Here is a 22,646-nt window from a genome sequence, read left to right on the forward strand (position 1 = left end):
CTCCTGCCGACCAGATGCTTACCGAGAGCTTCCGTCAATTCCCAACGCCCGGAGGGCGAAGAAGAATTACCAGGAACTCTTGGTCACGCCCGGCAGCTCGCCACGGTGAGCCATCTCACGAAGGCACACGCGGCACAGGCCGAACTTGCGGTAGACGGAGTGGGGCCGGCCGCAGCGCTGGCAGCGGGTGTACCCGCGAACGCCGAACTTCGGCTTACGGGCGGCCTTAGCGATCAGAGCCTTCTTCGCCACGGTCAGTTCTCCTTGAACGGGAAGCCGAGGTGACGAAGGAGGGCACGACCCTCGTCGTCATTGGTCGCCGTGGTGACCACGGTGATGTCCATGCCCCGGACCCGGTCGATCTTGTCCTGGTCGATCTCGTGGAACATGACCTGCTCCGTGAGACCGAAGGTGTAGTTGCCACGGCCGTCGAACTGCTTCGGCGACAGGCCACGGAAGTCACGGATACGCGGCAGCGCGAGCGACAGCGTACGGTCCAGGAACTCCCACATCCGGTCACCACGAAGGGTGACGTGGCAGCCGATCGGCTGACCCTCACGCAGCTTGAACTGCGCGATGGACTTGCGGGCCTTGGTGACGGCCGGCTTCTGGCCGGTGATCGTGGTGAGGTCGCGCACGGCGCCATCGATCAGCTTGGAGTCGCGGGCGGCGTCGCCCACACCCATGTTGACCACGATCTTGACCAGACCGGGAACCTGCATGACGTTCTCGTACGAGAACTCCTCACGCAGCTTGCCGGCGATTTCCTCGCGGTAGCGCGTCTTCAGACGCGGCGCAGTGGTGGCAGTCATCAGATGTCCTCACCGGTCCGCTTGGCAACGCGGATCTTGTTGCCCTCGTCGTCAAAGCGGTAGCCGACGCGGGTGACGACCTTGTTGCCGTCCTTCTCCACGACCAGCTGCACGTTGCTGACGTGAATCGGGGCCTCGGTGGTCACGATGCCGCCGGTCTGCGAACCGCGAGCCGTCTGACCGGCCTTGGTGTGCTTCTTGACCCGGTTGACACCCTCGACGAGGACGCGGTCCTGAGCGGGGTAGGCCACGATGACCTTGCCCTGCTTGCCCTTGTCCTTACCGGTGATGACCTGAACCAGGTCGCCCTTCTTGATCTTCATGCTTACAGCACCTCCGGCGCGAGCGAGATGATCTTCATGAACTTCTTCTCGCGCAGCTCACGGCCCACCGGGCCGAAGATACGGGTGCCGCGGGGGTCGCCGTCGTTCTTCAGAATGACGGCGGCGTTCTCGTCGAAGCGGATGTACGAGCCATCCTGACGACGACGCTCCTTGACGGTGCGAACGATGACGGCCTTGACGACGTCACCCTTCTTCACGTTGCCACCGGGGATCGCGTCCTTGACGGTGGCGACGATGACGTCACCGATGCCCGCGTAGCGGCGACCCGAACCACCGAGAACACGGATGGTGAGGATTTCCTTCGCACCCGTGTTGTCGGCGACGCGAAGTCGCGACTCCTGCTGGATCACGTCTATCTCCTGATCGTCTGCCGGTTCCCGGCGGGGTTCGAACCTGATCGGGTGCGAACCCCACCGAGCCTGGCGGAACTTGCCTGAGGGGAGTGCCCCTCAGGAATTACTTGGCCTTCTCGAGGATCTCGACGACGCGCCACCGCTTCGAGGCGGACAGCGGCCGGGTCTCCATGAGGAGGACACGGTCGCCGACGCCGGCGGCGTTCTGCTCGTCGTGCGCCTTGAGCTTGTTCGTACGGCGGATGACCTTGCCGTACAGCGCGTGCTTGACACGGTCCTCGACAGCGACGACGACGGTCTTGTCCATCTTGTCGCTGACGACCAGACCCTCACGGGTCTTGCGGAAACCGCGGTCGGTGTTCGTCTCAGTCACAGTCTTCTCGCTCATCAGGCGCTCTCCACCGTCTCGATGCCCAGCTCGCGCTCGCGCATCAGGGTGTAGATCCGGGCGATGTCCTTACGGACGGACTTGAGCCGGCCGTGGTTCTCGAGCTGACCGGTCGCCGCCTGGAAGCGGAGATTGAACAGCTCTTCCTTGGCCTCGCGGAGCTTGTTGAGGAGCTCCTCGTTGCCCAGCTCGCGCAGCTCGGACGCCTTGGTACCGGCCGACATCACGACTCACCTGCCTCGCGCCGAACGATCCGGCACTTCATCGGAAGCTTGTGAGCAGCGCGGGTAAGCGCCTCACGAGCAATCTTCTCGTTCGGGTAGGACAGCTCGAACATCACCCGACCGGGCTTGACGTTCGCGATCCACCACTCGGGAGAACCCTTACCGGAACCCATGCGGGTCTCGGCAGGCTTCTTCGTCAGGGGGCGGTCCGGGTAGATGTTGATCCAGACCTTGCCGCCACGCTTGATGTGGCGGGTCATCGCGATACGAGCTGCCTCGATCTGGCGGTTCGTCACATACGCCGGGGTCAGCGCCTGGATGCCGTACTCGCCGAACGCAACCTGCGTGCCACCCTTGGACATACCGCTGCGCTTCGGGTGGTGCTGCTTGCGGTGCTTGACCCTACGGGGGATCAGCATTTCGGTCAGGCCTCCGTTCCGGTGCTCTCAGCCGGAGCAGCGGCGGCGGGAGCCTCGGCCTTGGGGGCCTCGGCTGCCGGCGCGGACTGCTGCGGCTTGCGACCGCGACCGCCACGCTCGCCACCGCGGCCACCACGGCCGGCCGGGCGGTCAGCGCCGCCACGGGCCGGGCGGTTGCCAGCGCGGGCAGCAGCGTTCTCGGCGCGGACCTCGGCGATGTTCTTGACGTCGCCCTTGTAGATCCAGACCTTCACACCGATGCGGCCGAAGGTCGTCTTGGCCTCGAAGAAGCCGTAGTCGACGTTCGCACGGAGCGTGTGCAGGGGCACACGGCCCTCGCGGTAGAACTCCGAGCGGGACATCTCGGCGCCGCCGAGGCGGCCACCGCACTGGATCTTGATGCCCTTGGCGCCGGCCTTCATCGAGCTCTGCATGCTCTTACGCATGGCACGACGGAAGGAGACGCGGGAGGAGAGCTGCTCGGCGACGGCCTGGGCCACCAGCTGAGCGTCCACCTCGGGGTTCTTGACCTCGAGGATGTTCAGCTGGACCTGCTTGCCGGTCAGCTTCTCCAGCTCGCCACGGATGCGGTCGGCCTCGGCGCCACGGCGACCGATGACGATGCCCGGGCGGGCGGTGTGGATGTCAACGCGGACGCGGTCGCGGGTGCGCTCGATCTCAACCTTCGAGATGCCGGCCCGCTCCATGCCCTTCGTCATCATGCGACGAATGGCGACGTCTTCCTTGACGTAGTCCTTGTACAGCTTGTCGGCGTACCAACGGGACTTGAAGTCCGTGGTAATGCCGAGCCGGAACCCGTGCGGGTTTACCTTCTGGCCCATTACCGGGTTCCTTCCTTGCTGCTGACGACCACGGTGATGTGGCTGGTCCGCTTACGGATCCGGTAGGCACGGCCCTGAGCACGCGGACGGAACCGCTTCAGGGTCGGGCCCTCGTCCACGTACGCCTCGCTGATGACCAGCGAAGAGGCGTCGGTGTGGTCGTAGTTGTGTGCAGCGTTGGCGATGGCGCTGTCAAGCACCTTGCCAACCGGCACGCTCGCGGCCTGCGGGGCGAAACGCAGGACCGCCTGAGCCTCCGTGGCATCCATGCCACGGATGAGGTCCACCACGCGGCGGGCCTTCATGGGCGTGACGCGGATGTACCGCGCCTGGGCCCTGGCTTCCATGGTTGTCCCTTCGGTGTAAGTCATAGTCAGTCACCCCGCGTTAGCGGCGCTTCGACTTCCGGTCGTCCTTGACGTGGCCGCGGAAGGTGCGAGTCGGCGAGAACTCGCCGAGCTTGTGGCCGACCATCGACTCGGTGACGAACACCGGGACGTGAATCTTGCCGTTGTGCACCGCGATGGTGTGACCCAGCATGGCCGGGACGACCATCGAGCGACGGGACCAGGTCTTGATGACGTTCTTGGTGCCTGCCTCGTTCTGTACGTCCACCTTCTTGATGAGGTGGCCGTCGACGAAGGGCCCCTTCTTGAGACTGCGCGGCATCTAAACCCGCTCCTAGCGCTTCTTGTTCGTCTTGCGGCGGCGGACGATGTACTTGCTCGATGCCTTCTTCGGCGAGCGAGTACGACCCTCCTTCTGACCCCACGGCGAGACCGGGTGGCGACCACCGGAGGTCTTGCCTTCACCACCACCGTGCGGGTGGTCAACCGGGTTCATCGCGACACCGCGGACGGTCGGGCGAACGCCCTTCCAGCGCATGCGGCCGGCCTTGCCCCAGTTGATGTTCGACTGCTCGGCGTTGCCGACCTCGCCGATCGTGGCGCGGCAGCGGGCGTCGACCAGGCGGATTTCACCCGACGGCATACGAAGGTGGGCCATGGTGCCCTCCTTCGCCAGCAGCTGCACGGAGGCACCCGCGGAACGGGCGAACTTCGCGCCGCCGCCGGGCCGCAGCTCGATGGCGTGGATGGTCGTACCGACCGGGATGTTGCGCAGCGCCAGGTTGTTACCGGGCTTGATGTCGGCGGCCGGGCCGTTCTCGACACGGTCGCCCTGCGACAGTCCACGCGGCGCGATGATGTAGCGCTTCTCGCCGTCCGCGTAGTGCAGGAGCGCGATGCGCGCGGTGCGGTTCGGGTCGTACTCGATGTGCGCGACCTTGGCCGGCACGCCGTCCTTGTCGTGACGACGGAAGTCGATCACTCGGTAGGCGCGCTTGTGGCCACCGCCCTGGTGGCGAACGGTCACACGACCGGCGTTGTTACGGCCGCCCTTGCTGTGCAGGGGGCGGACCAGCGACTTCTCCGGCGTGGACCGCGTGATCTCGACAAAGTCGGCGACGCTGGAGCCACGACGGCCCGGGGTCGTCGGCTTGTACTTGCGGATACCCATTTCTCAGTCCTCGTCCGATTTCGGACGATCCAGACCGCCCTTAGGCGGTCGGACCGCCGAAGATGTCGATACGGTCGCCCTCGGCGAGGGTCACGATGGCGCGCTTCGTGTCGGCGCGCTTGCCGAAACCGGTCTTGGTGCGCTTGCGCTTACCCTGCCGGTTGATCGTGTTGACCCCGGTGACCTTGACCGAGAAGACCGCTTCCACGGCCTGCTTGATCTGGGTCTTGTTGGAGCCGGGCGCGACGATGAACGTGTACTTGTTCTCGTCGAGCAGCGCGTAGCTCTTCTCGGAAACGACCGGCTTGACGAGAACGTCGCGCGGGTCCGTGAAGGTCTTGCTGGTTACGGTCGCCTCGCTCATCAGGCGTCGCTCCCTTCGGTCTCATCGGCCTTGGGGCCAGACACGAAGGACTCGAAAGCGGCCTGGGTGAAGACCACGTCGTCGGAGACGATCACGTCGTACGTGTTGAGCTGGCCCGGCTCCAGGATGTGCACCTGGGGCAGGTTGCGGGCGGACAGCCACGCGGCCTCGTCGGCGCGGTCGACGACCAGGAGCAGGTTCTTGCGCTCCGAGATCTTGCCGAACAGCGTCTTGGCGGCCTTCGTGGAGACTGCACCGTCGACCACGCCGGTGACGACGTGGATACGGGAGTGGCGTGCCCGGTCGGAGAGGGCACCGCGCAGGGCGGCGGCCTTCATCTTCTTCGGGGTGCGCTGCGAGTAGTCACGCGGCTGCGGGCCGTGGACGACGCCACCGCCGACGAACTGCGGCGCACGGGTCGAACCCTGGCGGGCGCGGCCGGTGCCCTTCTGGCGGTACGGCTTGCGGCCACCACCACGGACTTCGCCGCGACGCTTGGTCTTGTGCGTGCCCTGACGGGCAGCAGCCAGCTGAGCGACAACGACCTGGTGGATCAGCGGAACGCTGGTCTTCGCGTCGAAGATCTCCGCGGGGAGCTCGACGGTACCGGCCTTGTCGCCTGCCGGCGAAAGGATGTCAATGGTGCTCATTACCTCAAGCCCCCTTGGCCGCGGTACGGACCAGGACGAGGCCGCCGTTCGGACCGGGGACTGCGCCCTTGATGAGGAGCAGACCCTTCTCCGCGTCAACCGCGTGGATGGTCAGGTTCTGGGTGGTGACGCGCTCGTTGCCCATGCGACCCGCCATGCGCATGCCCTTGAAGACACGGCCGGGGGTGGCACAGCCACCGATGGAGCCGGGCATGCGGTGCACACGGTGGGCACCGTGGGACGCCTTGCCACCCTTGAAGTTGTGGCGCTTCATCACACCGGCGAAGCCCTTGCCCTTGCTCTTGCCCGTGACGTCAACCTTGACGCCGGACTCGAACACTGCGGCAGTGACCTCCTGGCCCAGCGTGTACTCGCTGGCGTCAGGGGTGCGGAGCTCCACCAGGTGGCGGCGCGGGGTCACGTCGGCCTTGGCGAAGTGGCCCTTGAGGGGCTTGTTCACCTTGCGCGGGTCGATCTCGCCGAAGGCGATCTGGACCGACTCGTAGCCGTCGCTGTCGTTGGTGCGGACCTGGGTGACGACGCAGGGCCCGGCCTTGACGACGGTCACCGGGACAACCCGGTTGTTCTCGTCCCAGACCTGGGTCATGCCGAGCTTCTCGCCCAGGACGCCCTTAATGTTCTTAGCCATCTCGCGCGTCACCTCAGAGCTTGATCTCGATGTCGACGCCGGCCGGCAGGTCGAGACGCATCAGCGAGTCAACCGTCTTCGGCGTGGGGTCGAGAATGTCGATGAGGCGCTTGTGCGTGCGCATCTCGAAGTGCTCGCGCGAGTCCTTGTACTTGTGCGGCGACTTGATGACGCAGTACACGTTCTTCTCAGTGGGCAGCGGCACCGGGCCTGCGACCGACGCACCAGTGCGGGTCACCGTCTCGACGATCTTCTTCGCCGAGGAGTCGATGACCTCGTGGTCGTAGGCCTTGAGCCGGATGCGGATCTTCTGTCCCGCCATGGCTACTAGTAGTCCTGTCTCTCGAAACGCTCTGGAACCCGAGGGCTCTCGTAACTCCACCTCCGACCCACGCGGTCGGGCGTGTCGCATCCCCTCTACGCAGAACTCCCGGAGGAATTCCCAACCAAGGGGGTGCGGGCCGTAGGACCGCGGAACCGGGGGCGGAACACCCACCGGGTGCCTGGTCGGCGCCCCACTGTCACTTCCCGGAAGATTCCCGTACGTCCGGCCCGCATGGGGCCGACGAGTACTGTGGGACTCGCTTCCGGTCCTCCCGGCGGGAGGCGTGCAGCATTGACACTCAACCGAGCAACCTGGTCAGTGTGCCATATGCGGCACGGCGCTGGCCAATCGGGCGGAGGATCTTACCCCCCGTGGCCGACTGGTCAAACGCGGCCGGACGTCACCGGGGAGCTGCGGCGATGCCGACAGGTCCGGACACGGCCATTCGGGGCCGGCCCGCCACCGTGACCAACAGCACGCAGGACGCCGGTCACCGGATCCGCTCCGGCCTGCCGCAGGGCCGCTGGAATACTCCGGTCATGAATACGATCATCAAGCCGGCCTGGACGCTGCGCCCGGCGGAACCGGCGGACCTCGAGGCCATGACCGAACTCCGGGCCCTCGTCATGCGCCCGGATCTGGAACGCCTAGGCCGGTACGACGAACATCGCGTACGGCAACGGCTGCGGGACATCTTCGCGCCCGAGCACACCTCGGTCATCCTTGCGGACGGCGAGTTCGCCGGCTGCGTCACCATGCGTCCGGTCGAGAACGGCTGGTGGGTGGAGAACTTCTACCTGTCCCCCGTTCTCCATGGCCAGGGGATCGGCTCAGCCGTCCTGCGAGCTCTGCTGGAGCGCGCCGACGCGGACGGGGCGGACGTCCGCCTCGACGTCCTGCAGGGCAGCGCGGCCCGTCGGCTGTACGAACGTCACGGGTTCACGCTGGAGCACGAGGACCCGATCGATGTCTATCTGGTGCGCCGCTCCGGCGTGTAGCCGCGACACGCGCCGTCGCCGCCCCGATCGCCGTCTAATCTGCCGCGGGAAGCGGCACCCGACCCGCCGCTCGGACGTGATGAGCGGACGGAGTGCGGCGCGTGACGGATCGATCCAGCCTTGAGTGCGGCAGTGGCGGGGTACGGCGGCGCAGCGTCGTCCGGGCCGCCGCCGCGGCCGCCCTGACGGGAGTCGGCGCCTGTTCCGTACCGGTTCCGCGGCGCAGCGGCCCCATGGCGGACCCGGCCCCCGGCCTCCCGGTCGCCGACGCCCGGCCGGCCCTGATGATGCAGATCCTCGCCCACCCGGACGACGACCTGTACTTCATGAACCCGGACACCCAGCAGGCCCTGACAGCCGGGACACCGCTGGTCTGTGTGTACCTCACCGCCGGTGAGGCCGTCGGCCTCAACAGGATCCCCGGTCGGGCGCGGCCCGCCCCCGACCGGGCCGCGTACTCCTCGGCCCGGCACCAGGGGCTGCGCCAGAGCTACGCGGCCCAGCTCGGGCTGCCGATGTTCACCCGCTGGCACAAGTCCGTCCTCGGTCTGGCCGGCGGGCACCGGGCGGAGCTCAACACCCTGCAGGGCGGCGGCCGGCGGGTCGAGCTGATCTTCCTCAATACGGCGATGCACATCGGCCGCAGCCGGCTCGGGCTGCCCAGCCTCTGGCACGACCGGGCGCTGACCCTGCGCACCGTCGTCGCCGCCGACTCACCGTTGGAGCGGGTGGGCGCGTACACGTACGACGGACTGGTCGATGTCCTCGTCGGGCTGCTCGACCGGTACCGGCCGACCGTCGTCCACACACTCGACCCGGACCCGGACATCCAGCACAGCACCGAGGCCGTCCGCCGGCAGGACATCGAGCAGCCCGGCTACTCCGACCATGCCGACCACACCGCGGCCGCCTCGTTCGCCTGGGCGGCGCTGATCCGGTGGGTGGCCCGCGCGACCGAGGACGGCGGGGGCGTGCCGCGGTTCGTCACCACCGCGTTCCGTGGCTACTACAACCGGCACTGGCCGAAGAACCTGCCGGGCGGGGTGCTGAAGGAGAAGGCCGCGCACCTGGTCCCGTACGGCGGCGAGGCCGACTGGCGGTGCGGGAACCGGGCGGGCTGCGGCGACTACAACGTCGGCGGCGACCATCCCCTGACCAACAGGAAGGGCTGGGTCCGCTCCACCCGGTACCGCTATCCCGGCCCCCGCCCCGCTGTCACCGCCGAACCGGACGGGCGGCTCGCCGTCTACGGGGTGCTGGGGCTGCGAGTGGCGCGGTGGCGCGAGAGCGCGCCCGGCAGCGGGGCCTGGGACGGGCCGGAAGATCTCGGCGGCGGGCCCTTCGCACCGGTACTGGGCCAGGCCGTGACGGCGGACGGCAGGCTGTTCCTGTTCGGGCTGCGCTTCGTGGCGCTCGCCGGACACGGGGCGGAGAACGAACGGGAGATCGCGCTCCTGGAGCAGAGCTCCCGGGGCGGCGGCTTCCGTGCCTGGCGCGGACTGGGCAACCCGGAACCGGCCCCGGACCGGGGCCGCCGGATCGGCGTCCCATTGGCGGTGACCGCACCCGACGGGCGGGTCCATCTCTTCGTACGGAACGCGGACAAGGGCGTGAGCACACGGGTGCGGGACGCGTCCGGCCGGTGGGGCGAGTGGATGGACCTGGGCGGCGGCGAGGTCCAGGACGGGCTGAGCGCCGTGGTGGACGGACACGGCCTTGTCCATGTGTACGGGGCCGGTCGTCACGCGGTGCACCACTGGACGCAGGAGACTCCCGGAGCGCGGCTGACCGCCCGACGGGAGATCGAGGGGGTGCCGGTGCCGGGTGACGGGCCCGCCGCTCTGATCACGACGGACGGTCCCGTCCAACTGCTGTACCGGGCAGCGGCGCGGGCCCGGCTGACGGCCGTCACCGGGAGGACGGTGGTGGAGCGGACGGACTTCGACGGGTACGGGCCGGTGAGTGTCGCCGACCCGCCGCTCGGGCCGGTGCTGCTGGGCCGCACCGAGGAGGGCCGGCTCCAACTGCGTACCGGCGGACGACTGTCCGTACGGATGCAGGGGCCGGTGGCGCTCGACGGTCCCGCGCTGTACGTCGCGGGCCTGGGACGCCCGGCGGTGGTCGGCCTGGGACCGGACGCCGTCCCCTGGCTCTGGCATCCGTGACCATGCGCACCGGGGAATGCCGAAGGGCCCCGGTCCACCGCTTGCGCGGCGGGCCGGGGCCCTCCTTGGTGCTCTGTGCGGAGCAACCAGGTCAGACAGTCAGGTAATTACTTGACGATCTTGGTGACCTGGCCGGCGCCCACGGTCCGGCCACCCTCACGGATGGCGAACTTCAGGCCCTCTTCCATGGCGACCGGCTGGATCAGCACGACGTTCATGACGGTGTTGTCGCCCGGCATGACCATCTCGGTGCCCTCGGGAAGGGTCACAACGCCCGTCACGTCCGTGGTACGGAAGTAGAACTGCGGGCGGTAGTTGTTGAAGAAGGGGGTGTGACGGCCACCCTCGTCCTTCGACAGGATGTAGGCCTGGGCCTCGAACTCGGTGTGCGGCGTGACCGAACCGGGCTTGATGATGACCTGGCCGCGCTCGACGTCCTCGCGCTTGATGCCACGGAGGAGCAGACCGACGTTCTCACCGGCCTGGCCCTCGTCGAGCAGCTTGCGGAACATCTCGATGCCGGTGACCGTGGTGGTGGTCTTCTCCTGCTTGATACCGACGATGTCGACGGTCTCGTTGACCTTCAGGACACCACGCTCGATACGACCGGTGACGACGGTGCCACGACCGGTGATCGTGAAGACGTCCTCGATCGGCATCAGGAACGGCTTGTCGACGTCACGCTCGGGCTGCGGGATCGCCTCGTCGACGGCGGCCATCAGGTTCAGGACCGACTGGCCCCACTCCTTGTCGCCCTCGAGCGCCTTGAGCGCCGAGACCTTGACGACCGGCAGGTCGTCGCCCGGGAACTCGTACTCGGAGAGGAGCTCACGGACCTCGAGCTCGACGAGCTCCAGGATCTCCTCGTCGTCCACCATGTCGGCCTTGTTCAGGGCGACGACGATGTACGGAACGCCGACCTGGCGGGCCAGGAGCACGTGCTCCTTGGTCTGCGGCATCGGGCCGTCGGTGGCGGCGACCACGAGGATGGCGCCGTCCATCTGCGCCGCACCCGTGATCATGTTCTTGATGTAGTCGGCGTGACCCGGGCAGTCGACGTGCGCGTAGTGACGCGACTCCGTCTGGTACTCGACGTGCGCGATCGAGATCGTGATACCGCGCTGGCGCTCCTCAGGAGCCTTGTCGATCTGGTCGAAGGCCGAGGCCTCGTTCAGGTCCGGGTACGCGTCGTGCAGCACCTTGGTAATGGCGGCCGTGAGGGTCGTCTTACCGTGGTCAATGTGACCGATGGTGCCGATGTTGACGTGCGGCTTAGTCCGCTCGAACTTCGCCTTCGCCACTGGGTCCTCCTGTGGAGTGGTTCTGTACGCCTTGCTTCATCGGCGCCAGGTGATCTTTGCTGGGATGCCGGGGCCGGGGGCATTCACCGCATTGCTTGCGCTCTGCGACGAATGCCCCACCAGGCTCCGGTGACAAGCCTAAAGCGTGAGCTCGGGAGAGTTACTCGCCCTTGGCCTTCGCGATGATCTCCTCGGCGACGTTCCGCGGAACCTCGGCGTAGGAGTCGAACTGCATCGAGTAGCTTGCGCGACCCGAGGTCTTGCTGCGGAGGTCTCCGACGTAGCCGAACATCTCCGAGAGCGGCACGAGGCCCTTCACGACGCGAGCGCCGCTGCGCTCCTCCATGGCCTGGATCTGGCCACGGCGGGAGTTGAGGTCACCGATGACGTCGCCCATGTAGTCCTCGGGCGTGGTGACCTCGACGGCCATCATCGGCTCGAGGAGCACGGGGGACGCCTTGCGGGCACCCTCCTTGAACGCCTGCGAACCGGCGATCTTGAAGGCGAGCTCCGAGGAGTCGACCTCGTGGTAACCACCGTCGAGAAGGGTGACGCGGACGCCGACCATCTCGTAACCGGCCAGGATGCCGAACTGCATGGCTTCCTGAGCACCCGCGTCCACCGAGGGGATGTACTCACGGGGGATGCGGCCACCGGTGACCTTGTTGACGAACTCGTAGGACGCGTCGCCACCCTCGATGGGCTCAAGGGCGATCTGCACCTTCGCGAACTGGCCGGTACCACCAGTCTGCTTCTTGTGCGTGTAGTCGATGCGCTCGACGGCCTTGCGGATCGTCTCGCGGTACGCGACCTGCGGCTTGCCGACGTTCGCCTCGACGCGGAACTCGCGCTTCATGCGGTCGACGAGCACCTCGAGGTGAAGCTCGCCCATACCACCGATGATGGTCTGGCCGGTCTCCTCGTCGGAGTGCACCTGGAAGGACGGGTCCTCCTCGGAGAGGCGCTGGATGGCGACACCCAGCTTCTCCTGGTCGCCCTTGGACTTGGGCTCGATGGCGACCTGGATGACCGGCGCCGGGAAGTCCATGGACTCCAGGATCACCGGGTTCTTGTCGTCACACAGCGTCTCACCGGTGGTGGTCTGCTTCAGGCCCATGACGGCGATGATGTCACCGGCGCCCACCGACGCGATCTCCTCACGCTTGTTCGCGTGCATGCGGTAGATCTTGCCGATGCGCTCCTTCTTGCCCTTGACCGAGTTCAGCACCGCGGTGCCGGCCTCGAGGCGACCGGAGTAGATCCGGACGAAGGTGAGCTTGCCGAGGTGCGGGTCGCTAGCGATCTTGAACGCCAGGCCGGAGAACGGCTCGTCGTCCGAGGGCTTGCGCTTGACGACAACCTCGGGGTCCTTGACGTCGTGGCCCTCGATGGCCTCGACGTCCAGGGGGGAAGGCAGGTAGCGGACGACCGCGTCGAGCAGGGGCTGGACGCCCTTGTTCTTGAACGCCGTGCCACAGAACACCGGGGTGACGGTGACGGAGCCCGCGCCGCCCTTCGATGCGAGGGTGATCCGACGGATCGCCTCGTGCAGCTGCTCCTCGGTGGGCTCGACACCCTCCAGGTACAGCTCCATCATCTGGTCGTCGTTCTCGGAAACGGCCTCGAGCAGCTTGCCGCGCCACTCCTGAGCCGCCTCGATGTGGGTGTCCGGGATGTCGACGGTGTCGTACATCTCACCCTTGACGGCCTCTTCCGGCCACACGAAGGCCTTCATCGACACGAGGTCGACGACGCCCTTGAAGTCGGCTTCGGCACCGATGGGGAGCTGCATGACGAGCGGGACCGCACCGAGGCGGTCGACGATCATGTCGACGCAGCGGTGGAACTCGGCACCCGTGCGGTCGAGCTTGTTGACGAAGCAGATACGCGGCACGCCGTAGCGGTCCGCCTGACGCCAAACGGTCTCGGACTGCGGCTCGACGCCGGCGACACCGTCGAACACGGTGACAGCGCCGTCGAGGACGCGGAGCGAACGCTCCACCTCGACGGTGAAGTCGACGTGACCCGGGGTGTCGATGATGTTGATGGTGTGGTCAACATCGTTGAGCGGCCAGTGACAGGTCGTCGCGGCGGACGTGATCGTGATGCCGCGCTCCTGCTCCTGCTCCATCCAGTCCATCGTGGCAGCGCCGTCGTGGACTTCACCGATCTTGTACGAAACACCGGTGTAGAACAGGATCCGCTCAGTGGTGGTCGTCTTGCCCGCGTCGATGTGGGCCATGATCCCGATGTTGCGGACCTTGGCCAGGTCAAGCGAAGTGGTGGCCATAAGGCTCAATCTTCTCTCGGTCTCGATGTGGGTAGCGACTACCAGCGGTAGTGCGCGAAGGCCTTGTTGGACTCGGCCATCTTGTGGGTGTCCTCGCGCTTCTTGACGGCAGCGCCAAGACCGTTGGAGGCGTCGAGCAGCTCGTTCATGAGGCGCTCGGTCATCGTCTTCTCGCGGCGGGCGCGGGAGTAACCCACGACCCAGCGAAGTGCGAGGGTGGCGGCGCGACCGGGCTTGACCTCGATCGGCACCTGGTAGGTGGCGCCACCGACACGGCGGGACTTGACCTCGAGCGAGGGCTTGACGTTCTCAAGCGCGCGCTTCAGCGTGATGACCGGGTCGTTGCCGGTCTTCTCGCGGAGGCCTTCCATGGCGCCGTACACGATCCGCTCGGCAGTGGAACGCTTGCCGTTGAGCAGGATCTTGTTGATCAGCGAGGTGACAAGAGGAGAACCATAGACCGGGTCGATGATGACCGGGCGCTTCGGGGCGGGGCCCTTACGAGGCATTCTTACTTCTCCTTCTTGGCGCCGTAGCGGCTGCGGGCCTGCTTGCGGTTCTTGACACCCTGGGTGTCGAGCGAGCCGCGGATGATCTTGTAACGAACACCCGGCAGGTCCTTCACACGGCCACCACGCACGAGCACGATGGAGTGCTCCTGCAGGTTGTGTCCCTCACCCGGGATGTAGGCCGTGACCTCGATGCCGGAGGTCAGACGCACACGCGCGACCTTACGGAGTGCCGAGTTCGGCTTCTTCGGGGTGGTCGTGAACACACGCGTGCAGACGCCGCGGCGCTGGGGCGAACCCTCGAGCGCGGGCGTCTTGTTCTTCTCGACCTTGTCCTGCCGGCCCTTCCGGACCAGCTGCTGGATCGTAGGCACTACTTCTCCGGTTTCTGTGTGCCGTTCGTGAAACTAACCTGGAACGTCACCGACCCACGCGGTCGGGTGTGTCGAATGCTGCAGGCTTCTGCCCTGGGGCAGAAGAGGCGCAGATTGCGGTGGCCAAAGACAGGCTCGCCATGCGGTTGAGGACACGCACACGAGCCCAGGCACACCCCAGGCACAAGGTCTGAGCGTACCTACCTCACGGACTCCGGTCAAAACAAATGCTGTCCACGACGAAACGCTGCGCGTGACATTGCCGACAGTACCGCTGTTCCGGCATCGGCGGGCAACGCCGCAGGGCGGTCACCCCGTACGAAACGGGGTGACCGCCCTGCGGACGGGACATGCGCCTTACTGGTTGTACGGACCGTAGTCGTAGTCCTCCAGCGGAACGGCCTGGCCGGAGCCCGTGCCGAACGGCGAGTAGTCGATGTCGTCGTAGCCGACGGCCGAGTACATCGCGGCCTTGGCCTCCTCGGTCGGCTCGACCCGGATGTTGCGGTAGCGGGACAGACCCGTACCGGCCGGGATGAGCTTACCGATGATGACGTTCTCCTTGAGACCGATCAGGGAGTCCGACTTGGCGTTGATCGCCGCGTCGGTCAGAACCCTGGTCGTCTCCTGGAAGGACGCCGCCGACAGCCACGACTCGGTGGCGAGCGAGGCCTTGGTGATACCCATCAGCTGCGGACGGCCGGAGGCGGGGTGACCGCCCTCGGTGACCACACGACGGTTCTCGGTCTCGAACTTCGAGCGCTCGACGAGCTCGCCCGGCAGCAGCTCCGCGTCGCCGGACTCGATGATCGTCACCCGGCGCAGCATCTGCCGGATGATGATCTCGATGTGCTTGTCGTGGATCGACACGCCCTGCGAGTTGTAGACCTTCTGGACCTCGCCGACCAGGTGGACCTGGACCGCGCGCTGACCGAGGATCCGCAGCACGTCGTGCGGGTTGGTGGCACCCACGGTGAGCTTCTGGCCCACCTCGACGTGGTCGCCCTCGCCCACCAGCAGACGGGCACGCTTCGAGATCGGGAACGGCGTCTCGTCGCTGCCGTCGTCCGGGGTGACGACGATCTTCTTGGTCTTCTCGGTCTCCTCGATACGGACGCGGCCGGCCGCCTCCGAGATCGGGGCGACACCCTTGGGCGTACGGGCTTCGAAGAGCTCGACGACTCGGGGCAGACCCTGGGTGATGTCGTCACCGGCCACACCACCGGTGTGGAAGGTACGCATCGTCAGCTGGGTACCGGGCTCACCGATGGACTGGGCGGCGATGATGCCGACCGCCTCACCGATGTCGACCAGCTTGCCGGTGGCGAGTGAGCGTCCGTAGCAGAAGGCACAGGTGCCGACCGCGGACTCACAGGTCAGGACCGAACGGGTCTTGACCTCCTCGACGCCGGCGCCCACCAGGGCGTCGATCAGGACGTCACCGAGGTCGACGTTGGCAGGCGCGATGACCTTGCCGTCGACGACGACGTCCTCGGCGAGCATGCGGGCGTAGACCGAGGTCTCGACGTCCTCCGTCTTGCGGAGCACACCGTCCGCACCCTTGACGGCGATCTTCAGCTTGAGGCCACGGTCGGTGCCGCAGTCCTCCTCGCGAATGATCACGTCCTGCGAGACGTCCACCAGACGACGGGTCAGGTAACCCGAGTCGGCGGTACGCAGGGCGGTGTCCGCCAGACCCTTACGGGCACCGTGCGTGGAGATGAAGTACTCCAGAACGGTCAGGCCCTCACGGAACGACGCCTTGATGGGACGCGGGATCGTCTCGTTCTTCGCGTTCGACACCAGACCACGCATACCCGCGATCTGACGCATCTGCATCATGTTTCCTCGGGCACCCGAGTCGACCATCATGAAGATGGGGTTCGTCTTCGGGAAGTTCGCGTTCATCGCCTCGGCAACCTCGTTGGTCGCCTTGGTCCAGATCGCGATGAGCTCCTGCGTGCGCTCGTCCTTGGTGATCAGACCGCGCTCGTACTGCTTCTGGACCTTCTCGTCCTGAGCCTCGTAACCCGCGACGATGGCCTTCTTGGCCTCGGGCACGACGACGTCGGAGATGGCCACGGTCACACCGGAACGGGTCGCCCAGTGGAAACCGGCCGCCTTCAGGTTGTCGAGCGTCGCCGCCACGATGACCTTGGGGTAGCGCTCGGCCAGGTCGTTGACGATCTCGGAGAGCTGCTTCTTGCCCACCGAGTAGTCGACGAACGGGTAGTCCTCGGGCAGCAGCTCGTTGAAGAGCGCACGGCCCAGGGAGGTACGCAGCCGGAACGTGTCGCCCTGCTGGTACTCCTGCTCACCCTCCTCGGCAACCGGCGGCACCCAGCCACGCGGCGGGATGGTGCCCACCGGGAAGCGGATGTCGACCTTGGCCTGGAGCGAGAGCTCGCGGGCGTCGAAGGCCATGATTGCCTCGGCCGTGGAGCCGAAGGAACGGCCCTGTCCGACGACCTTGCGCTCCTCCTCGTCCGTGGTGAGGAAGAACAGGCCCAGCACCATGTCCTGGGTCGGCATGGTGACGGGACGACCGTCGGCCGGCTTCAGGATGTTGTTCGAGGACAGCATCAGGATGCGGGCCTCGGCCTGCGCCTCCGCGGAGAGCGGCAGGTGCACGGCCATCTGGTCACCGTCGAAGTCCGCGTTGAACGCGGTGCAGACGAGGGGGTGGATCTGGATGGCCTTGCCCTCGACCAGCTGCGGCTCGAAGGCCTGGATGCCGAGGCGGTGCAGGGTCGGTGCACGGTTCAGCAGCACCGGGTGCTCGGCGATGACCTCTTCGAGGACGTCGTACACCACGGTGCGGCCGCGCTCGACCATGCGCTTGGCCGACTTGATGTTCTGCGCGTGGTTCAGGTCGACCAGGCGCTTCATCACGAACGGCTTGAAGAGCTCCAGCGCCATGGCCTTCGGCAGACCGCACTGGTGCAGCTTCAGCTGCGGACCGACGACGATCACGGAACGCGCGGAGTAGTCCACACGCTTACCGAGAAGGTTCTGACGGAAACGACCCTGCTTGCCCTTGAGCATGTCGCTCAGGGACTTCAGCGGGCGGTTACCCGGACCGGTGACCGGGCGACCACGGCGGCCGTTGTCGAACAGCGCGTCGACGGCCTCCTGCAGCATCCGCTTCTCGTTGTTCACGATGATCTCGGGGGCACCGAGGTCAAGGAGACGCTTGAGGCGGTTGTTGCGGTTGATCACACGGCGGTACAGGTCGTTCAGGTCGGAGGTCGCGAAGCGGCCACCGTCCAGCTGCACCATCGGACGCAGGTCCGGCGGGATGACCGGCACGCAGTCGAGCACCATGCCCTTGGGGCTGTTGCTGGTCTGCAGGAACGCGGAGACGACCTTGAGGCGCTTGAGCGCGCGGGTCTTCTTCTGGCCCTTGCCGGTACGGATGATCTCGCGGAGGCGCTCGGCCTCCTCGTTGAGGTCGAAGGACTCCAGGCGCTTCTGCAGGGCAGCGGCACCCATGGAGCCGTCGAAGTACGTGCCGAAGCGGTCACGCAGTTCGCGGTAGAGCAGCTCGTCGCCCTCGAGGTCCTGGACCTTGAGGTTCTTGAAGCGGTTCCACACCTCGTCGAGACGGTCGATCTCGCGCTGCGCACGGTCGCGCAGCTGCTTCATCTCACGCTCGGCACCTTCGCGCACCTTGCGGCGCACGTCGGCCTTGGCACCCTCGGCCTCGAGCTCGGCCAGGTCGGTCTCGAGCTTCTTGGCGCGAGCCTCCAGGTCGGAGTCGCGACGGTTCTCGACCTGCTGACGCTCGACGGAGACGTGCGCCTCCAGCGAGGGCAGGTCACGCGTACGGCGCTCCTCGTCCACGAACGTGATCATGTACGCGGCGAAGTAGATGACCTTTTCGAGGTCCTTCGGCGCGAGATCAAGCAGGTAGCCGAGGCGCGACGGGACGCCCTTGAAGTACCAGATGTGAGTGACGGGAGCGGCAAGCTCGATGTGGCCCATGCGCTCACGACGCACCTTGGCGCGCGTGACCTCCACGCCACAACGCTCACAAATGATGCCCTTGAAGCGGACACGCTTGTACTTGCCGCAGTAGCACTCCCAGTCCCGGGTCGGACCGAAGATCTTCTCGCAGAAGAGTCCGTCCTTTTCGGGCTTGAGCGTGCGGTAGTTGATGGTCTCCGGCTTCTTCACTTCGCCGTGCGACCAGGTCCGGATGTCGTCCGCGGTGGCAAGGCCGATCCGCAGCTCGTCGAAGAAGTTGACGTCGAGCACTTGTCGTCAATCCCTCTTTCGGGGTCGAGTCTCAATCAATGGTCTGAACGGGTCCGGGGCAGGGCCGGGGCCTCATGAGCGAGGCCCCGGCCAGACCCGTCAGACCTCTTCGACGCTGCTCGGCTCGCGCCGGGACAGGTCGATACCGAGCTCCTCCGCCGCGCGGAAGACGTCCTCGTCCGTGTCACGCATCTCGATGGACATGCCGTCCGAGGAGAGCACCTCCACGTTGAGGCAGAGCGACTGCATCTCCTTGATGAGCACCTTGAAGGACTCGGGGATGCCCGGCTCGGGGATGTTCTCGCCCTTGACGATGGCCTCGTAGACCTTCACGCGGCCGGTCACGTCGTCGGACTTGATCGTCAGCAGCTCCTGGAGGGCGTAAGCGGCGCCATATGCCTCCAGCGCCCACACCTCCATCTCACCGAAGCGCTGTCCACCGAACTGAGCCTTACCACCCAGCGGCTGCTGGGTGATCATGGAGTACGGGCCCGTCGACCGAGCGTGCAGCTTGTCGTCGACGAGGTGGTGGAGCTTGAGGATGTACATGTACCCGACCGAAACCGGGTCCGGGAACGGCTCGCCGGAGCGGCCGTCGAACAGCTGGGCCTTGCCGGAGGGCTGCACCAGGCGGTCGCCGTCGCGGTTCGGGATCGTGGCCTCGAAGAGACCGGAGATCTCGTCCTCGCGCGCACCGTCGAAGACAGGCGTGGCGACGTTGGTGCCGGGGGCGACCTGGTCGGCGCCGATGGCCTGCAGGCGCTTGGCCCACTCGTCACCGAGGCCGGAGACGTCCCAGCCACGGCTGGCGAGCCAGCCGAGGTGGATCTCCAGGACCTGTCCCGGGTTCATTCGGGACGGGACACCCAGCGGGTTGAGGATGATGTCGACCGGGGTGCCGTCCTCCAGGAACGGCATGTCCTCGATCGGGAGGATCTTCGAGATGACGCCCTTGTTGCCGTGACGGCCGGCGAGCTTGTCACCATCGGTGATCTTGCGCTTCTGCGCGACGTAGACGCGGACCAGCTGGTTCACGCCCGGCGGCAGCTCGTCGCCCTCTTCGCGGTCGAAGACGCGGACGCCGATGACCTTGCCGATCTCGCCATGCGGGACCTTCAGCGAGGTGTCGCGCACCTCGCGCGCCTTCTCACCGAAGATCGCGCGGAGCAGGCGCTCCTCGGGGGTCAGCTCGGTCTCACCCTTGGGCGTGACCTTGCCGACGAGGATGTCACCGGCGACGACCTCGGCACCGATACGGATGATGCCGCGCTCGTCGAGGTCGGCGAGGACCTCTTCGGAGACGTTCGGGATGTCCCGGGTGATCTCCTCCGGGCCGAGCTTGGTGTCACGGGCGTCGACCTCGTGCTCCTCGATGTGGATCGAGGAGAGGACGTCGTCCTGCACGAGGCGCTGCGACAGGATGATCGCGTCCTCGTAGTTGTGACCCTCCCACGGCATGAACGCCACGAGCAGGTTCTTGCCGAGCGCCATCTCACCGTTCTCGGTGGCCGGCCCGTCGGCGAGGACCTGGCCCTCGACGACCCGGTCGCCCTCGGAGACGACGACCTTCTGGTTGACCGAGGTGCCCTGGTTGGAGCGCGAGAACTTGGCGATGCGGTACGTGGTGTACGTGCCGTCGTCGTTGGTGACGGTGATGTAGTCCGCGGAGACCTCCTGGACGACACCGTCCTTCTCGGCCTTCAGGACGTCACCGGCGTCGGTGGCGCAGCGGTACTCCATGCCCGTGCCGACGAGCGGGGCCTCCGACTTGATCAGCGGCACCGCCTGACGCATCATGTTCGCGCCCATGAGGGCACGGTTGGCGTCGTCGTGCTCCAGGAACGGGATCATCGCGGTGGCGACGGACACCATCTGGCGCGGCGAGACGTCCATGTAGTCGACGTCGTCGCCCGGGATGTAGTCGACCTCTCCGCCACGACGGCGGACCAGGACGCGGGGCTCGGTGAACCGCATGTCCTCGGAGAGCGTCGCGTTCGCCTGGGCGATCACGAAGCGGTCTTCCTCGTCGGCGGTGATGTAGTCGACCTCGTCGGTGACCTGGCCGTCGACGACCTTGCGGTACGGCGTCTCGATGAAGCCGAACGCGTTGACCCGTCCGTACGAGGCGAGCGAACCGATCAGACCGATGTTCGGGCCTTCAGGGGTCTCGATCGGGCACATGCGTCCGTAGTGGGACGGGTGCACGTCACGGACCTCGAAGCCGGCCCGCTCACGGGAGAGACCACCCGGGCCAAGAGCCGACAGACGGCGCTTGTGGGTGAGACCCGACAGCGGGTTGTTCTGGTCCATGAACTGCGACAGCTGGCTGGTGCCGAAGAACTCCTTGATGGAGGCGACGACCGGCCGGATGTTGATCAGGGTCTGCGGCGTGATCGCCTCGACGTCCTGAGTCGTCATGCGCTCACGCACGACGCGCTCCATACGGGCCAGACCCGTACGGACCTGGTTCTGGATGAGCTCGCCGACGTTACGCAGACGACGGTTGCCGAAGTGGTCGATGTCGTCGGTCTCGACGACGATCGAACGACCGGACTCACCGACCGTCTCGGTCTCCCCGGCGTGCAGCTTGACCAGGTACTTGATGGTCGCGATGACGTCGTCGGAGGTGAGCACGCCGGCGTCCAGCGGCTCTTCGGCGCCGAGCTTCTTGTTCACCTTGTAGCGGCCGACCTTCGCGAGGTCGTAGCGCTTCGGGTTGAAGTAGAGGTTCTCGAGCAGCGTCTGAGCAGCCTCGCGGGTGGGCGGCTCGCCCGGGCGCAGCTTGCGGTAGATGTCGAGCAGCGCGTCGTCCTGGCCCTGGGTGTGGTCCTTCTCCAGGGTGGCGCGCATGGACTCGTACTCGCCGAACTCCTCGAGGATCTGCTCGGTGGTCCAACCGAGAGCCTTCAGGAGGACGGTCACGGACTGCTTGCGCTTGCGGTCGATGCGGACACCGACCATGTCGCGCTTGTCGATCTCCATCTCCAGCCAGGCACCCCGGGACGGGATGATCTTGGCGGAGAAGATGTCCTTGTCGGACGTCTTGTCGATCGAGGAGTCGAAGTAGACACCCGGCGAGCGCACGAGCTGCGACACGACGACACGCTCGGTGCCGTTGATGACGAAGGTGCCCTTGTTGGTCATGAGCGGGAAGTCGCCCATGAAGACCGTCTGGGACTTGATCTCGCCGGTCTCGTTGTTGGTGAACTCGGCCGTGACGAAGAGCGGGGCGGCGAACGTGAAGTCGCGCTCCTTGCACTCGTCGATCGAGTTCTTCGGGGGCTCGAAGCGGTGGTCGCGGAACGTAAGCGACATCGACCCGGAGAAGTCCTCGATCGGTGAAATCTCCTCGAAGATCTCCTCCAGGCCGGACTTGGTGGGGACGTCTTGTCCACTGTCCAGAGCAGCCTCGACGCGAGCCTTCCAGGCGGCATTGCCGAGGAGCCAGTCAAAGCTCTCGGTCTGCAGCGCGAGGAGGTTCGGAACCTCGAGGGGCTCCTTGATCTTTGCAAAAGAGATGCGCAGCGGGGCGGTGCTGGCACCGTTGTTCGTATTCGCGGTCGAGGCGTTGCGCGAGGCGGCCAAGAGGGGGTCCTTCCGAGGGCTCGGACTCACTACGCGCGTACCGGTCCCAAGTTGGACACGGTGACAAATTCCCAGGTCAGGGACGATCGGTCATCGGTGTTCAAGCATTGGGCATGCCCCTGGTGACGGGCAGGAGGCAGCTAACAGGCAGCGCAAAGGGTCAGTGTAGCCAAACGGCACACTGATGTCCAGTCCGGGTTCTCAGAGACCCTCGAAGCTCGCAACAGCTGTTCTCAACACCTATGAATCGCCCTCGCGCGGATGCGCTCTTCTTTACTG

General features: G+C 66.4%; 23 protein-coding genes. 2 read left to right on the forward strand and 21 right to left on the reverse strand.

The window, feature by feature from the left end:
• Positions 1-66: 66 nt before the first annotated feature.
• From ACFYP5_RS03925 to rpsJ, 15 genes are all read right to left on the reverse strand, one after another.
• On the reverse strand, positions 67-252 hold the full coding sequence (locus ACFYP5_RS03925) for a type Z 30S ribosomal protein S14 (RefSeq protein ID WP_003948630.1): 186 nt from the start codon (positions 250-252) through the stop codon (positions 67-69).
• A 2-nt stretch (positions 253-254) separates the two neighbouring features.
• On the reverse strand, positions 255-812 hold the full coding sequence (gene rplE / locus ACFYP5_RS03930; protein WP_006126888.1) for a 50S ribosomal protein L5: 558 nt from the start codon (positions 810-812) through the stop codon (positions 255-257).
• Entirely contained in the window at positions 812-1,135 is a 324-nt protein-coding gene (gene rplX / locus ACFYP5_RS03935) for a 50S ribosomal protein L24 (protein ID WP_003966949.1), read from the reverse strand. The genes rplE and rplX overlap by 1 nt, the downstream gene beginning before the upstream one ends.
• 2 nt (positions 1,136-1,137) lie before the next feature.
• Complete coding sequence (gene rplN, locus ACFYP5_RS03940; RefSeq protein ID WP_003966950.1) at positions 1,138-1,506, reverse strand: 50S ribosomal protein L14; 369 nt, start codon at positions 1,504-1,506, stop codon at positions 1,138-1,140.
• A 106-nt stretch (positions 1,507-1,612) separates the two neighbouring features.
• On the reverse strand, positions 1,613-1,897 hold the full coding sequence (gene rpsQ, locus ACFYP5_RS03945; protein ID WP_030914142.1) for a 30S ribosomal protein S17: 285 nt from the start codon (positions 1,895-1,897) through the stop codon (positions 1,613-1,615).
• Positions 1,897-2,121, reverse strand: a complete 225-nt coding sequence (gene rpmC / locus ACFYP5_RS03950; RefSeq protein ID WP_015035581.1) for a 50S ribosomal protein L29 — start codon at positions 2,119-2,121, stop codon at positions 1,897-1,899. Before rpmC ends, rpsQ begins: the two co-directional genes overlap by 1 nt.
• A complete protein-coding gene (gene rplP / locus ACFYP5_RS03955) occupies positions 2,121-2,540 on the reverse strand; it encodes a 50S ribosomal protein L16 (protein ID WP_014047785.1) in 420 nt (139 codons plus the stop codon). Before rplP ends, rpmC begins: the two co-directional genes overlap by 1 nt.
• Positions 2,541-2,545: 5 nt before the next feature.
• Complete coding sequence (rpsC, locus tag ACFYP5_RS03960; protein ID WP_030914139.1) at positions 2,546-3,382, reverse strand: 30S ribosomal protein S3; 837 nt, start codon at positions 3,380-3,382, stop codon at positions 2,546-2,548.
• The gene (rplV, locus tag ACFYP5_RS03965; protein ID WP_004571827.1) at positions 3,382-3,729 is read right to left on the reverse strand and encodes a 50S ribosomal protein L22; all 348 of its coding nucleotides are present in this window, start codon (positions 3,727-3,729) and stop codon (positions 3,382-3,384) included. The genes rpsC and rplV overlap by 1 nt, the downstream gene beginning before the upstream one ends.
• A gap of 40 nt (positions 3,730-3,769) precedes the next feature.
• Complete coding sequence (rpsS, locus tag ACFYP5_RS03970; RefSeq protein WP_389030128.1) at positions 3,770-4,051, reverse strand: 30S ribosomal protein S19; 282 nt, start codon at positions 4,049-4,051, stop codon at positions 3,770-3,772.
• 12 nt (positions 4,052-4,063) lie between these two features.
• Complete coding sequence (rplB, locus tag ACFYP5_RS03975; RefSeq protein ID WP_030914137.1) at positions 4,064-4,900, reverse strand: 50S ribosomal protein L2; 837 nt, start codon at positions 4,898-4,900, stop codon at positions 4,064-4,066.
• Between the two features lie 40 nt (positions 4,901-4,940).
• Positions 4,941-5,264 (reverse strand): 50S ribosomal protein L23, encoded by a 324-nt coding sequence (gene rplW, locus ACFYP5_RS03980; protein WP_030914135.1) that lies wholly within the window; start codon positions 5,262-5,264, stop codon positions 4,941-4,943.
• Complete coding sequence (gene rplD, locus ACFYP5_RS03985; protein ID WP_030914133.1) at positions 5,264-5,914, reverse strand: 50S ribosomal protein L4; 651 nt, start codon at positions 5,912-5,914, stop codon at positions 5,264-5,266. The genes rplW and rplD overlap by 1 nt, the downstream gene beginning before the upstream one ends.
• Before the next feature lie 4 nt (positions 5,915-5,918).
• Positions 5,919-6,563 carry a 50S ribosomal protein L3 gene (gene rplC, locus ACFYP5_RS03990; RefSeq protein WP_030914132.1) on the reverse strand — a complete coding sequence of 215 codons (645 nt, stop codon included), beginning with the start codon at positions 6,561-6,563 and terminating at the stop codon, positions 5,919-5,921.
• A 13-nt stretch (positions 6,564-6,576) separates the two neighbouring features.
• Positions 6,577-6,885 carry a 30S ribosomal protein S10 gene (gene rpsJ / locus ACFYP5_RS03995; RefSeq protein ID WP_003948644.1) on the reverse strand — a complete coding sequence of 103 codons (309 nt, stop codon included), beginning with the start codon at positions 6,883-6,885 and terminating at the stop codon, positions 6,577-6,579.
• Positions 6,886-7,427: 542 nt separating this feature from the next.
• On the opposite strand from rpsJ, the gene ACFYP5_RS04000 reads away from it, so the two are divergent.
• Positions 7,428-7,886, forward strand: a complete 459-nt coding sequence (locus ACFYP5_RS04000; protein ID WP_389030130.1) for a GNAT family N-acetyltransferase — start codon at positions 7,428-7,430, stop codon at positions 7,884-7,886.
• 233 nt (positions 7,887-8,119) lie between these two features.
• Positions 8,120-10,051 carry a PIG-L family deacetylase gene (locus ACFYP5_RS04005; protein WP_389030757.1) on the forward strand — a complete coding sequence of 644 codons (1,932 nt, stop codon included), beginning with the start codon at positions 8,120-8,122 and terminating at the stop codon, positions 10,049-10,051.
• 107 nt (positions 10,052-10,158) lie between these two features.
• Here ACFYP5_RS04005 and tuf read toward each other — a convergent pair whose 3' ends face one another.
• From tuf to rpoB, 6 genes are all read right to left on the reverse strand, one after another.
• On the reverse strand, positions 10,159-11,352 hold the full coding sequence (tuf, locus tag ACFYP5_RS04010; RefSeq protein ID WP_030914124.1) for an elongation factor Tu: 1,194 nt from the start codon (positions 11,350-11,352) through the stop codon (positions 10,159-10,161).
• A gap of 160 nt (positions 11,353-11,512) precedes the next feature.
• Positions 11,513-13,642, reverse strand: a complete 2,130-nt coding sequence (gene fusA / locus ACFYP5_RS04015) for an elongation factor G (RefSeq protein WP_030914122.1) — start codon at positions 13,640-13,642, stop codon at positions 11,513-11,515.
• A gap of 38 nt (positions 13,643-13,680) precedes the next feature.
• Entirely contained in the window at positions 13,681-14,151 is a 471-nt protein-coding gene (rpsG, locus tag ACFYP5_RS04020) for a 30S ribosomal protein S7 (protein WP_030977935.1), read from the reverse strand.
• 2 nt (positions 14,152-14,153) lie between these two features.
• Positions 14,154-14,525, reverse strand: a complete 372-nt coding sequence (gene rpsL / locus ACFYP5_RS04025; protein ID WP_003948652.1) for a 30S ribosomal protein S12 — start codon at positions 14,523-14,525, stop codon at positions 14,154-14,156.
• A gap of 357 nt (positions 14,526-14,882) precedes the next feature.
• On the reverse strand, positions 14,883-18,782 hold the full coding sequence (locus tag ACFYP5_RS04030) for a DNA-directed RNA polymerase subunit beta' (RefSeq protein WP_030914114.1): 3,900 nt from the start codon (positions 18,780-18,782) through the stop codon (positions 14,883-14,885).
• A gap of 99 nt (positions 18,783-18,881) precedes the next feature.
• Positions 18,882-22,367 carry a DNA-directed RNA polymerase subunit beta gene (rpoB, locus tag ACFYP5_RS04035; RefSeq protein WP_389030135.1) on the reverse strand — a complete coding sequence of 1,162 codons (3,486 nt, stop codon included), beginning with the start codon at positions 22,365-22,367 and terminating at the stop codon, positions 18,882-18,884.
• Positions 22,368-22,646: the final 279 nt, after the last annotated feature.

It is taken from the genome of Streptomyces sp. NPDC005262, from assembly GCF_042872425.1.
In the GTDB taxonomy this organism is placed as follows: Bacteria; Actinomycetota; Actinomycetes; order Streptomycetales; family Streptomycetaceae; genus Streptomyces.